At 28.8% G+C, this 13,893-nt stretch carries 16 protein-coding genes; 1 reads left to right on the forward strand and 15 read right to left on the reverse strand.

Features of this window, described 5'->3' with window-relative positions; translation table 11 throughout:
• Window positions 1–59: 59 nt before the first annotated feature.
• The gene (locus I4V16_RS00715; protein ID WP_195963241.1) at window positions 60–1,064 is read right to left on the reverse strand and encodes a hypothetical protein; all 1,005 of its coding nucleotides are present in this window, start codon (window positions 1,062–1,064) and stop codon (window positions 60–62) included.
• A 247-nt stretch (window positions 1,065–1,311) separates the two neighbouring features.
• Here I4V16_RS00715 and I4V16_RS00720 point away from each other — a divergent pair, with 247 nt between their 5' ends.
• The gene (locus tag I4V16_RS00720) at window positions 1,312–3,054 is read left to right on the forward strand and encodes an NFACT RNA binding domain-containing protein (protein WP_195631974.1); all 1,743 of its coding nucleotides are present in this window, start codon (window positions 1,312–1,314) and stop codon (window positions 3,052–3,054) included.
• 34 nt (window positions 3,055–3,088) lie between these two features.
• On the opposite strand, the gene I4V16_RS00725 is transcribed toward I4V16_RS00720, so the two are convergent.
• The 14 genes from I4V16_RS00725 to mraY all read right to left on the reverse strand — a co-directional run bounded on the left by I4V16_RS00725 (window position 3,089) and on the right by mraY (window position 13,868).
• A complete protein-coding gene (locus I4V16_RS00725) occupies window positions 3,089–4,258 on the reverse strand; it encodes a class I SAM-dependent RNA methyltransferase (RefSeq protein WP_195631972.1) in 1,170 nt (389 codons plus the stop codon).
• A gap of 12 nt (window positions 4,259–4,270) precedes the next feature.
• Window positions 4,271–4,807: a bifunctional pyr operon transcriptional regulator/uracil phosphoribosyltransferase PyrR gene (gene pyrR / locus I4V16_RS00730; protein WP_049179161.1), complete on the reverse strand. Its 537-nt coding sequence runs from the start codon at window positions 4,805–4,807 to the stop codon at window positions 4,271–4,273.
• Between the two features lie 12 nt (window positions 4,808–4,819).
• Window positions 4,820–5,737, reverse strand: a complete 918-nt coding sequence (locus I4V16_RS00735; RefSeq protein ID WP_049179162.1) for an RluA family pseudouridine synthase — start codon at window positions 5,735–5,737, stop codon at window positions 4,820–4,822.
• Between the two features lie 113 nt (window positions 5,738–5,850).
• A complete protein-coding gene (locus I4V16_RS00740; protein WP_049179163.1) occupies window positions 5,851–6,456 on the reverse strand; it encodes a DivIVA domain-containing protein in 606 nt (201 codons plus the stop codon).
• 15 nt (window positions 6,457–6,471) lie between these two features.
• Entirely contained in the window at window positions 6,472–7,239 is a 768-nt protein-coding gene (locus I4V16_RS00745) for a YlmH/Sll1252 family protein (RefSeq protein ID WP_049179164.1), read from the reverse strand.
• Between the two features lie 2 nt (window positions 7,240–7,241).
• Window positions 7,242–7,502 carry a YggT family protein gene (locus I4V16_RS00750; RefSeq protein WP_049179165.1) on the reverse strand — a complete coding sequence of 87 codons (261 nt, stop codon included), beginning with the start codon at window positions 7,500–7,502 and terminating at the stop codon, window positions 7,242–7,244.
• Between the two features lie 9 nt (window positions 7,503–7,511).
• Window positions 7,512–7,970 (reverse strand): cell division protein SepF, encoded by a 459-nt coding sequence (gene sepF, locus I4V16_RS00755; RefSeq protein WP_027097661.1) that lies wholly within the window; start codon window positions 7,968–7,970, stop codon window positions 7,512–7,514.
• Window positions 7,971–8,645 carry a YggS family pyridoxal phosphate-dependent enzyme gene (locus I4V16_RS00760; RefSeq protein WP_099329452.1) on the reverse strand — a complete coding sequence of 225 codons (675 nt, stop codon included), beginning with the start codon at window positions 8,643–8,645 and terminating at the stop codon, window positions 7,971–7,973.
• A gap of 91 nt (window positions 8,646–8,736) precedes the next feature.
• Window positions 8,737–9,465, reverse strand: coding sequence for a DUF881 domain-containing protein (locus tag I4V16_RS00765; protein ID WP_049179167.1), 729 nt, complete (start codon window positions 9,463–9,465; stop codon window positions 8,737–8,739).
• A gap of 9 nt (window positions 9,466–9,474) precedes the next feature.
• A complete protein-coding gene (locus I4V16_RS00770) occupies window positions 9,475–9,816 on the reverse strand; it encodes a DUF1290 domain-containing protein (RefSeq protein WP_027097658.1) in 342 nt (113 codons plus the stop codon).
• 13 nt (window positions 9,817–9,829) lie between these two features.
• Entirely contained in the window at window positions 9,830–10,558 is a 729-nt protein-coding gene (locus I4V16_RS00775; protein WP_049179168.1) for a DUF881 domain-containing protein, read from the reverse strand.
• Between the two features lie 11 nt (window positions 10,559–10,569).
• Window positions 10,570–11,175 (reverse strand): FtsQ-type POTRA domain-containing protein, encoded by a 606-nt coding sequence (locus I4V16_RS00780; RefSeq protein WP_195616915.1) that lies wholly within the window; start codon window positions 11,173–11,175, stop codon window positions 10,570–10,572.
• Between the two features lie 571 nt (window positions 11,176–11,746).
• On the reverse strand, window positions 11,747–12,868 hold the full coding sequence (spoVE, locus tag I4V16_RS00785) for a stage V sporulation protein E (protein WP_195963240.1): 1,122 nt from the start codon (window positions 12,866–12,868) through the stop codon (window positions 11,747–11,749).
• Between the two features lie 25 nt (window positions 12,869–12,893).
• Window positions 12,894–13,868 carry a phospho-N-acetylmuramoyl-pentapeptide-transferase gene (mraY, locus tag I4V16_RS00790; protein ID WP_049177980.1) on the reverse strand — a complete coding sequence of 325 codons (975 nt, stop codon included), beginning with the start codon at window positions 13,866–13,868 and terminating at the stop codon, window positions 12,894–12,896.
• Window positions 13,869–13,893 lie beyond the last annotated feature (25 nt).

Consider the following 13,893-nt stretch of genomic DNA (forward strand, 5'->3'; position numbering starts at 1 on the left):
CCTTGCCATCTTGGCCATATAATATACAACAAAATAAAAATAGGTAAGATTTCTCTTACCTATTTTACAAAAGAATATTCATTTTTTGATTCTGAAACTTTTCTTATTGTTCCATCTTTGCTTATACTATATATTTCTTCTAGTTCAGGATCTAAATTACTTCCAATGAATAAAATATTTCCATCTTCATCTACTGATAATCCATATCTAGTTGCTTTAATACTACTAGGAAAATCAAAGATTAGCCTATAATGCTTACCATCTTGTAATTTATATATAGATAATATTCCATCATTAAATTCACCTAAAATATAATAATCTCCATCAACATTAACTATATCATACAATCTAGTTATATCTTTAGATATAGTTTTCACTTCACTAGTTTTACTATTAATAACTTGAAGTATTTTCTCATCATTAATAGTTTCCTGCAATATAACTATACCTTCAGAATCTGTACTTAAATACTGAACTATACCACCATCAATATTATAAAGTAACTTTTCTTCACTACTTTCTAGATTATATGTAAAAATGCCATTAACTCCTTCATTATTTACTCCATAGTAAACTAAAGTATTAGAATCTATCCAATCTAAATAATGACCTGATATACCTGTATCAGTATTAAAATCTACATATTCACCATTTGACAACTTAATTATCTTATAATTAGTAATTCCATCTATGTTTCTATATAATGATAGATATTCACCACTTGGTGATATCTTTAGACCATCATCTCCAATTTCAATATTTGAAAGCTCAATTTTTTTGCCACTATAAAAGACAATATATTTACCATCTTTTTGTGCAATATAATTATCGCTATTATGTTCATATAATCCTATTACTTCATCATCATTAACCTTCTCATACTTTCCGTTTATATAGTTATAATTCGAATAGTTTCCTCTGTCATTTTCTATAATTGCTCCCTTATTTAACTTAATCCCTTCTACAATTTCAACATCATCACTAGGTTTACTACATGACATTAAAAATAAAGAACAGAATAAAATACCTATAGCCCCAATTCTCCTACTTCTACTAATCTTCATCTCTTCTCCCTCAAATCACATTCAGTATTATATTCTATACATTTCTATATATAAAAGCGCTATTTCCGTATTACATAATACTCTTTAATATGACCAATTACAATATATTTTATTAATATATTTACTTCTATTTTTTCATTAATAATTCCTTCTTATTTTATGAATAAAAATATTACAAATTCATTACACTTAACTTACCATATTTTTAATGGTATACTAAGTTTATTATATTGAAAGGAAGAATAATATGGCATTAGACGGAATATTTTTAAACAGTTTAATTAATAATCTTAAAGATGTATTAATAGATAGTAAAATAGATAAGATTAATCAACCAGAAAAAGATGAAGTTATATTAACTATTAGAAAAGATAGAAAGAACTATAAACTTCTTATATCTGCTTCATCAAAGTTTCCAAGGATTCATTTCACTGAAACTTCTAAGGAAAATCCTCTTAAAGCACCAATGTATCTTATGGTTTTAAGAAAGTATCTTACATCTGGTAGAATTGTTGATGTATATCAAAAAGATGGAGATAGAATTGTAATAATTAAAGTAGAATCAAGGGATGAGCTTGGATTTGATAGTGAATACTCTCTTATAGTTGAAATAATGGGTAGACACTCTAACATTACTTTAGTTAGAAATAGAGATAATAAAATAATGGAATCTATAAAGCATATAACACCAGATATTAATAGTTATAGAGTATTATATCCTGGAGCTACTTATGTTGAACCACCTAAGTCTACAAAATTAAATCCTTTTAGCTTAGATATAGATGAAATGACTAATTTTATTAAGGAAAATAACTTGGAATATAATGATTTATTTTTCTCTAATCTTTTAACAGGAGTTTCAAAACCACTTTCAAAAGAGCTTTATGAAAATTCCTTAAAAGAGAATATATCTCCTAGTAATTTTTCATCATTATATAAGTATACAACAAGTTCAATAAATGATATTTGTAACCATCCTTCATTTAATATCATTACGGATTCTGATGGTATATATAAGGACTTTTATTGTGCTAATTTAAGTTCATATTATAGTGGTTATAAAAATATAAAATATGAAAATCCATCTCTTATTCTTGATGATTTCTTTAGAACTAAGGATAAACAAGATAGATTAAATAATAGATCCATTTCTCTTCAAAAATTAATACACACTAATATAGATAGATGTAATAAAAAATCTAAAATATTAAATGGAAATATTGAAGAAGGCGGAAAGAAAGAGGGCTATAAAATTAAGGGTGATTTACTTACCTCTTATATTTATATGATAAAGCCTGGAGATGATAAAATCTCCTTATTAAACTTTTATAACGATAAGGAAGAAGAATATTTAACTATATCCCTTGATCCAAATAAAAGTCCTTCTGAAAATATTCAAAAGTACTATAAAAAATATAATAAATTAAAAAAATCTGAGGAATGGGCCTTAGAACAGCTTGAAAAAAACGAAGATGAATTAAATTATTTAAATTCTGTTTTAACAAATATATTAAATGTAGAATCATATGATGAAATTGAACAAATTAAAAAAGAATTAATGGAAACAGGATATATTAAATTTAAAAATACATCTAAAGTTAATAAAAAAATAAAGGAAAGCAAGCCTCTACACTTCTTATCATCTCAAGGCATAGATATTTATGTAGGTAAGAATAACTTACAAAACGACTACCTAAGCCTTAAATTTGCAAATAGAAATGATATGTGGCTTCACACAAAAAACATTCCTGGATCACATGTAATTATACAAGCAAATCCTGTAGATGAAATTACTTTAGAGGAAGCTGGAATTATAGCTGCCTATTATAGTAAAGGTAAAAATGATTCTAAAGTATCAGTTGATTATACAGAAGTTAAAAACTTAAAGAAACCAAATGGGGCTAAACCAGGTATGGTTATATATTATACTAATAAAACTATGTTTGTAGATCCTAAGGACTATGAAAGCTTAAAAATACAAAAACTATAAAAAAAGAACCAGAGAAAGTCCTCTGGTTCTTTTTTTAGCTATTTCTAATCATTTCTTGTATTACAGTACTACCTTCATTCTTAATTAAATCATTATCAAAGTATTGGTAGTAGTAACATTTTAATTTACCATTAAATAATTTTCTATTTTTTGTTGCCTTTCTTCCAAATGGCTTTTCAAAACCTTCATATGATGTAAGAATATTAAATTCCCAATTTTTATAATCTTCTTTGTAGTTTCCAAACTTTCTATAAAGCTCTTCAACTTCTCTCTTATCACTTAATCTTTCACCATATGGTGGATTAGAAATTATAAATCCATATTTTCTCTTATTAGAAAACTCTCTAAAATCTCTCTTATGGAATTCTATCCACTGGCTTACTCCTGCTTTAGCTGCATTATTTTCTGCTGTTCTTAAAACCCATGTATCAATATCATACCCAACAAGCTTAATATCTTTATTTTTTATAGATTTTCTTGCTCCATCTCTAACTCCATTAAAAATGTACATAGGCATAGTTGGCCATGTTTCACATACAAATTCTCTATTTAATCCTGGTGCTATATTTTGAGCAATCATAGCAGCCTCAATTAAAATTGTTCCTGAACCACAGAAAGGATCTATAAGTTCATAGGAATCTTGCCATCTCGATTGAAGTATCATAGCTGCTGCTAAAGTTTCTTTTAAAGGTGCAGCTCCTGAATTTTCTCTATATCCTCTCTTATGTAACCCTTGACCAGATGTATCTATTGTTAAAGTTACCTTATCTTTTAATATGGCAACCTCTATTTTATAAACAGGCCCATCTTCTTTAAATTCTGTTGTGCCATAAGCTTCACTCATGCTAGTTATAATAGCTTTTTTAACAATAGATTGGCAATCAGGAACACTATATAAAGTTGATTTCACTGACTTTCCTACAACATGCATCTTACCGTTCTTAGGTATTAATTTACTCCAATTTACCTTCTTTGTTCCTTGGAATAATTCTTCAAAGCTTCTAGCTTCAAACTCTGCCATTTTAATTAAAACTCTATCAGCAGTTCTCAAATGAATATTAGCAATAGCAATATCCATTTCATCTCCTTTAAAATGCACCTTACTTGTATCAACCTTAACCTCATCATAGCCTAAAGCTCTTAATTCTTTAGCTGTTATACCCTCTATACCAAAAGTAGTGGTAGCAATTAAATCAAAATCCATATGTTATTCTCCTTAGTCTTCATAAATCTTTACTGAATCTTCGTTGTCTATTTCTTTTATACTTACTGCAATTTTTTCATTTTTTGACGTAGGAATATTTTTACCAACATAGTCAGCTCTTATTGGAAGTTCCTTATGCCCTCTATCTATTAATACTGCTAATTGTATTCCTTGAGGTCTTCCTGTATCAATAACTGCATCAATTGCTGCTCTAACTGTTCTACATGTATATAACACATCATCTACTAGTACTACTTTTTTATTATGAATATTTACACCTAAGTCTATGTTTTTAACTTTTGGAGAATCTCCAGTTAATGTTAAATCATCTCTATAGAAAGTTATGTCTACACTTCCTACTGGTACATTTATTCCTTCAATATTATTAATTTCTACAGCAATTCTTTGAGCTAAAGGATATCCCCTTCTTTTTATCCCTACTAAAACTATATCTTCAACACCTTTGTTTCTTTCAATAATTTCATGAGATATTCTTATTAAACTTCTTTTTATAGCTTTATCATCAAGCAAGTTAGCTTTTAAATTCATAGCTTACCCTCCCTATACAACTTCACTTCTTAGTTTTTCCAACATTTTTTCAAAATATAATGGTAATTCAGATGAGAATTCCATATATTCTTTTGTTCTTGGATGAATAAATCCTAATGTTTTAGCATGTAGCATCTGACCATCCTGTCTATATTTACTCTTCTTAAATCCATATAACGGATCTCCAACTAAAGGATGACCTATAGAAGACATATGAACTCTAATTTGATGAGTTCTTCCTGTTTCTAAAACACATTTTACTAATGTAGTATTCTTATATCTTTCTACTACTGTATAATGAGTTACAGCTCTTCTTCCGCCTTCTACAATTCCAATTTTCAATCTATCTTTCTTACTTCTAGCTAAAGGCTTATCAATAGTACCTTCATCCTCTTTAATTCTACCCTCAACTAAGGCATAATACTCTCTTTTCATAGAATGATCTCTTAATTGATCCGATAAAAAGTTATGAGCCTCATCATTCTTAGCAACAACTAAAACTCCTGTGGTATCCTTATCAATTCTATGAACAATACCAGGTCTTATAACTCCGTTTATAGAAGATAAATCATTACAATGATATAACAAAGCATTTACTAAAGTTCCATTATAATTACCTGGAGCAGGATGTACAACCATTCCTTGAGGTTTATTTACAACTATTACATCCTTATCTTCATATAGTATATCTAATGGTATGTTTTCTGCTTCTACTTTTAAGTGTACAGGTTCTGGCATAATAACTTTCACTTCATCAAAAGCCTTTAATTTATAATTACTCTTTATATTATTGTCATTAACTAATATATTTCCTTTTTCAATTAATCCCTGTATAAACGATCTTGACTTATCCTCAAAAATTTGTGATAAGTACTTATCAATTCTTTCTCCTTCAAAGTCAGCACTAATATTAAAAATAGTTTCTTCCATTCGTTAAACTCCTCTGTTTCTATTCCATAACATTATAATATACCTATGTTTAGCCGGTCAACTTATGACATTAAAAACACCACAACATTTGTTGTGGTGTTATATGTATTATACTAATCTTCTTTAGAAGCAAAGAAACTCTTTATTTCGTCTATGTCATCAGTTAGAATATCTTCTTCTATTGTTTTAAATGATTCTTCATTAAATTGAACTTCACTATCAATTGCAGCTTCATCCTCTACAGGAGTTGAAATATTATAATTCTTAGTTACATCCTTTTCTAAATCATCAAAAGTTTCTAACTGAGTATTTATAAAGTTTCTAAACTTAGCTCTAAATTTAATAAACTCTTGTTTTACTCTATCATACTCATCGTTTATTTGAATAACATCTGCATGAGCTTTATCAACTATTCTTTGTGCAGTTTCATTTGCGTTTTTAACTACTAGTTCTGCTTCTTTTTCTGCTGAGCTCTTTGCTTGATCTGCAGCATTTTGCGCTAAAACTAAAGTGTTTTGAATAGTACTTTCGATTTTAGAGTAATGTTCAATTTGTTCTGTTAATGAAGCAACCTTCTCTCTTAATTTAGAATTATCTTTATATAATTCTTCATAGTTTTCTACTACTTCATCTAAAAATTCATCAACTTCCTCTGGATTATACCCTCTTAATCCTCTTTTAAATTCCTTATTATTAATGTCCATTGGCGTAAGTTTCATAAAATCCCACCTCTATTATGTATATTTTTTTATAATTACTTTATATTTACCGCTTTTACTATTCCCAACTATATCTCCCAAAATAAACTTTCCCACTCCTCTTATAGTTATTCTCTCACCACTTAATACCTCTTTGCTTTTATCTCTAATGGTATTATAATCAACTAAAACTTTACCAGCTTCTATTACATCTTGAGCTTTGCTTCTAGATAACTTCATTACCTTAGATACTATAGAATCTAATCTTAAAGATGGTATTAAAATAATCTCTTCTTTAAATTCAGGTGTAAAGGGAATAAAATCCTCTTCTAAAAGAATAACCTTACAGGGTGATTTACCTACTGTTTCTAAATTACTTATTATATAATCAGCAATTTCTTCACATACAGGTAAGTAGCATTCACCACTTTTTATAATTAAATCTCCAAGTTTATTTCTCTTTATTCCTAGCCCTAAAATTGATCCTAAATAATCTCTATGACTAGGTGTTGTAAACTTAGATGTATTTACTATTTTTAATATTTTCATAGGAAATGGAATTTCATAAATATTATTGAAAGATATCATTCTTCTCTCTGCATCTTCAAAAAATCCAGATGATGTTACTTTAAAATCATTAGTGCTTGTAAACTTCTCGAAAAACTTCCATATGTTAGGTGGATAAAAGTTGTTACCAAACAAGGGTATATCCTTTTCATAGGACAACTCATATTTTTCATATAAGTTTAAAACTTCTAACCTATCCTCTTCATTGAAACTTTGTAATAGAGTCTTCTTATCCATTGTTAAAATATCATATACAATAGTCTTTCAACTATTTGAATCGCAAATATTGCAAATATTGGTGATAAGTCAACAGGTAAGTTTCCTAAAAACTTATATTGTATTTGCCTAAAAGGTTCTAACACTGGGGAAGTTATACTATTTAAAAATCTCATTATTTCATTGCCTCTATCTTGAATAATCCATGATCCTAGGCATTCTATAACTATTATTACTTCTAGTACTCTAAAAAAAGTAGAAATTAGATTTAGTAACATTCCCATTATATCCACCTACTTTGTCCAACTAAATAATGCTTTTGAGCTTAATTCACTCTTTAATTCATTAGTTACTTCTACATTTGATGGTGAAAGTATATATACGCCCTTTTCAATTTCTTGAAGTTCTCCACCTAAAGCATAACAAGATCCACTAATGAAATCTAATAATCTTTGAGCTATTCTAATTTCAAGGGCTGTTGTATTTACAAGAACTATTCTTCTATTTTTTAATGCATCACATATTTCTGTAGCTTCTTCATATGCTACTGGTTTAGTTATAGTTACTTTTGCAGATGATGAAGTATGAATATTTACAACTTTATTGTTCTTTTTATTTTGAATAACAGGTTCAATAGCTTCCTCTAACCCATCTTCATCTTCTAATTCGTCTAAATCGTCGAACTCCTCATCATACTCATCGTATTCTCCAAACCCTAAAAATGATTTTAATTTTGTTTTCATGTCACTCATTTACTTTTCCTCCTGTAAATTATAATTTCTCTTTCCGAAGATTCCCTCTCCAATTCTAATGAAATTTGATCCTTCTTCTATAGCAATATGATAATCATGTGTCATTCCCATAGATAAAATTTCCATTTTTATATTTTTAAATTCCTTACTTTTTAATGAATCAAAAATATCCCTTACCTTTTTAAAATAATACCTATTGCTTTCTTCATTCCCCTTTGGTATAACAGCCATTATCCCTTTTACTTTAACAAATTTACATTTTTCAATGGCTTCTATTAAAGTATCTAAGTCTTCTTCAAGTAGACCACCTTTACTTTCTTCACGACCAATATTTATCTGAATTAAAGTATCAGCTATAATGTTCTTTTTACCAAATTCCTTTTCTATAATTTCTAATAACTTAATACTAGAAAGGGAATGAATAAGAAAAGTTTTACCTACCAAATATTTCACTTTATTAGTTTGAAGGTTTCCAATAAAATGCCATCTTACATCTTTATGAAAGTTTTCAAACTTATCTTTGAGTTCTTGGACTTTATTTTCTCCAAAATCCCTAATTCCTGCATTATATGCTTCCTCTAGTTCATTTAGAGGTTTAGTCTTAGAAACCGCTAATAATGTAACTTCATTTGGTATATTGCATCTTAAACTTTTTATATTATTCTTTATATCCATAGCCGTTTCCCTCCTAATAAGAGTAACTAATCCTTTACTATAAAGTAATTCTGCATAAAAGTTAAATATCCTTCATAATATTATAAAAATATTATTTATTAATATCTTCTTCAGCATATTCTACAGCATAGTTATTAGCTGCTGGCATTATAATTTCATCACTTTTTTCAACTGTAACATCTAATCCTCTAAATTGCTTCAATATTCTTAAATGACTTCCTTCTGAATTTAGGGATTCTTCCATTAACTCTACATTTCCTATTACATATATTTTGAAAGGTGCTGCTTCTCTATCTCCATCATCAAATCCTATAAAAGCACTATTACATACAACAGCTGTATTAGGTGTTACCCTATGGTTATTTATTGAAATAGCTTCTGCACCACTACCTCTTAGCTCATTTATTAATAAAGCCATATCACTATCATGAAGTATCTTATTCATTACTTCATATTCTGTATCTTCATCAAAGTTAATAATTGCATCATTTATTGTAATTATAAGTCCAGGCCCTTTTACCTCATTGAGCCCTGTTAACATCCCATAATCACCTAACTGATTTCTCATATCTTCTAATACTTTTCCATTCATTTTATCATCATTTTTATACTTATCTATCTTCTCTTGAAATTCTCTATTGTTTTTTTGTAATAAACTTATTTGCTTATATAGTTGTGTTCTCTCTTCAATAGCATCTTGATATTCCTTTGCTGTTAATTGCTTTGAAGCTATCCCGTCAAAATTGAAGTTAATTGCAATTAATATACCTACTATCAGTGTTCCAATGAAAAGAGCAATCTTTGCGCTCTTATTTTTCATTTAATCACCTCATTGCCTACTTTTATATTTTTCTATGATTAATCTTCTTATAATAGCAAAGTTATCAAATATTCTTCCACCAAAAACAATAACTGCTGCTATATATATAGGAATTCCCAATTTATCCCCCAAATAAGCTAACGCTGCTGCTAACACTGCATTTCCAAAAAATCCAGATATAAATATATCTGCTTGAAAGTTCTTTGATAAATTAGCTCTTACTGCACCAAAAACTGAATCTAAGCAGGCAAGAATAGCTACTGACATATATGGTGAAAATCTTTCTGGTATATTTACATCAAAAACAACCCCTAATATAATTCCAAATAAAAGTCCTATGATTGCTATCATTTATTCTTCCTCCTTACTCCTTTACTGGTGTAATAAAATCAGTTCTATATGATTCTGTAGTTTTTTCAATAAATATATCATCTACAACCTTATAAGTAACATCATAATTATCCAAAGCACCAAACTTTAAAGCTCCAGGGAAATCTAATGCTACATTTAGCTTAGTCTTATCTCCTATAGCTTTTATTACAATGGTTTCTTTAGGACTTACTTTTCTTCCTGATGTTCCCAACCATATTATACTAGTTCCAGAAGAGTTCATTATACCAGTTTGAGCAGTTATTCTATAATCGTTAATTGATATAGCCTCTGCCCTAGCGTACCATAAAGTATTTACTAAATGTACAAGCTCTGCGCTTCCTAAATCTACACTTGTATCAGTAGCATTACTAAATATTGGTGTCTTAGGCTTTATAGTAACTATAATACCTGGTCCCTTAACATCTACTGTTCCAAGCTGTATTCTTGCATTATCAAGTGCTTTCTTTACTTCTAAGTCAACCTTACCGCTTTCTGTAGCACTCTCTTCTAACTTTTTTATTTCCTCTGTAAGTTTTGAATTTGTAGCTGATAACTCTTCTTTTTCTTTCTTTAAACTTTCAACTTCACTTATTATATCAGTATTATTTATATTGCCATCAGTACCATCCTTTTTAGCAAGCATTTTAAACTGATATGCAAGTAAGAATCCTAATAATGCACATACTACTGCAACAAATATTTGTGATGTTTGCTTTTTCATCTTACTCCTCCTTATTTATAATCTGGTGAGCCTTCATGGCCAACTTTTATATATTCCTTTGGTTTTGCCTGAATATATATATTCATGGCATCACTTAGCTTTTTTGTTAAGTTTTCATCATTTCCTAATAATACCTGTATATTACCAAAATAAATTTTCATATTTGACATATCATTAATGTCTAATGATGTAATATTAACACCCTTATTATCTTTTTGCATTTTTTCTTCAGCTTTATAAAGTAAATTTAATACTTTTTCCAATCTTGTATTTTCCTCTATTTTCATACCTACTTCTTTATCTTTAGTATTTAGACCTTTTATTTCAATTAAATTTTTACCATCTAATGAATTTGTTCTCTCTAATAAATGTAAATCTTCAGAAATTATATCAAAGCTGTTTCCATTCTTTTGATAATATATTCCTTTCTTTTCATTTACATTAATTTCTAAGGTTTTAGGTAATTTCTTGGATATTGTAACTGTATCTACATATGGATTTTGCATTAACTTTTTTATTAGTTCATCTTTATTAAAAACAATTATATTGATTCCTTTAACTTCTTCTGCATTTGTTTTAATAAACTCTCCCGTTATTAAAGAATCTCCTTTATACACTATTTTATCTACTATAAAGAACCCCGTTTTGTAAGCTACAAAAGTTCCTATTCCTAATAATAATATAAGGAGTAATATACATCTCTTAATTAATCTTTTTTTCCTCTTTTTTCTTATATAAACATTGTTGCTTTTTACCATGATTCATCCCTATTCCAAACTTTTTATAAATTAACATAATATACACTTTTCCTCCTTATATCATACCACTTTATATTACCTATTTCATTAAAAAAAAATTATAATTAAGATATTTTTTATAATTGTCTATTTAATCTGCCTTTATTTTTTTATAAATAATTGTATAAAAAAGGTGTGGTAGATATTTATTTTTCGCCCATCTGCATAAGTGATATTCCAAATTTAAATTTGGTAAATAGAACTTACTCATTAGAGCTTCCGAAGCTTGCCTGAGGAAAATCTTGCAGGGGCATATATTTTATTTTTTATTCTTTAGGAAGAAATGAACTAATGTATCGCTAAATTGTTGAAGTTATCCATAATTTAATTGAAGCTATAATTTCCTAAAGAATAAAAAATACTACTGCACATTTTGTACAGTAGTATCTTATTAATCTTCTTTACCTACACGTTGTCTAGATATATTTAATAACACGCCCATTGCCGTCATGGTTATAGCTAATGATGTTCCACCATAACTTATAAAAGGAAGTGGAACTCCAGTTACAGGCATTGAACCAGTTACAACAGCTATATTTATTATTGCTTGGAATCCAATTATACTTGTAATTCCCATAGCTAACAATGAACCATAAGTATCTCTTGCTTCCATTGCCACCTTAATACCTCTCCAAATTAAAAATACGAATAGAGCTATTATTACTAAACATCCTATCAAACCTAATTCTTCACCAATTATAGAGAATATAAAATCATTATGTGGCTCTGGCATATATATTGTCTTTTGTCTTGATTGACCTAAGCCTAATCCTGTAAGTCCCCCTGCCCCTAAGGCATAAAAGGACTGAATAAGCTGATATCCTTTATCTGCTGCATCTTTCCAAGGATCTAAGAAATTTAGCATTCTATCTCTTCTATATGGTTCTCCTAAAGCAAAAACCAAAGCTGCTGCCACAAGGGTTGGAGCTACAACACCAAACATATGCTTATTCTGACCACCTGCTACAAATAGCAAAACAAAGGTTACTATCATAATAAGAGCTGCAACACTAAGATTCTTTTGAGCAAGAACCATACCTGCATAAAGACCACCTACACATAATGGTGGAATAACTCCATGCCAAAAATCTTTTATTCCATCACCTTTTTTAGTTAAATGCCAAGCTAAAAAGAGGACAACTACATATTTGGCCAGCTCAGAGGGCTGGAAGGATAATGGTCCTAGCTTTATCCATCTATATGCACCATTTGTTGGTTCAAATAAGTAAACAGCAAAAAGTAACGGAACAGTAACTACCATTAATATTCCTGTTACTCTCTTTAACTTATGATAGTCAATAACCATAAAAATAAATAAGGCTACTGCTCCTAAAGCACAAGCAAGCAACTGTTTTTTTAAGAAGGCAGTACTATCCTTTAGGTTAAACATTGCAAAATAAGAACTTGCTGAATATATCATTACAGTTCCTATAGCTACTAAAATAAGCACTGTATAAAAAATGCCATAATCTATAGTCCCCATTTTTCTTTTTTTGGGTCTACCTTTCATCATACATAAATCCTCCACCTATCTATTACTAAAGTGAAACAAAACCTATAATGCATAATATTAAAGTTATTATAGAAAATACTGTTACTATCTTTACTTCTGACCATCCACATTGTTCAAAGTGGTGATGTAATGGAGCCATCTTAAACACTCTCTTTCCAGTTAACTTAAATGAAGTTACCTGAATAACTACTGAAAGTGTCTCAGCAACATAAATTCCTCCAACTATTAAAACTACTAATGGAGTTTTTAATACCATCATAATTGTGGCTAATGCTCCACCTAATGCTAAAGATCCTGTATCACCCATAAACACCCTTGCTTTATATGCATTGAATTTTAAAAATCCTATTAATGCTCCAACTAGAGCTATAGCAAACACTGCTACGCTGTAATGCCCCATATTAAAGGCTAAAATACTAAAGAAAGTAAATACTAAAACACTTACTGAGGTAGCTAAACCATCTAATCCATCAGTTAAATTAACTGCATTAGTAATAGCAGCGTAATAAAAAATTACAAAAGGTATGTATATCCACTTCAAATCTATAGCAAAGTCTGCAAATGGTATTGAAATTGATGTTCCTACAAACTTATATCCATAGTAAGCTAAAGCTACAGAAAATAGTATTTGAAGTATAAACTTTTGTCCTGATTTTAATCCCTCATTATCTTTATGAATAATCTTTAAAATATCATCTAAAAAACCTATAAGTCCAAAAGCTAGAGTTCCATATAAAACTATCATACCTTCACTAGTAAACTTATATCTCATTAATATCATTACCAGAGTAATAGAAATTAGAAATATTAATCCTCCAATAGTAGGTGTTCCAGCTTTCTTCATATGGCTTTGTGGTCCATCTTTTCTTATATTTTGACCAAACTTAAGCTTATGAAGCATTGGAATTATTATAGGCCCTAGTATTAATGAAAAAACTAGTCCTAACCCAAATGCTATTAATACTGTTCTATTAAAAAATCCACTAAATAATTCCCCCATCTTTTCTGCTGCTTTATAAGCAGCT

The organism is Clostridium sp. 1001283B150210_160208_E6 (assembly GCF_015669365.1).
Classification (GTDB): Bacteria; Bacillota; Clostridia; order Clostridiales; family Clostridiaceae; genus Clostridium; species Clostridium paraputrificum.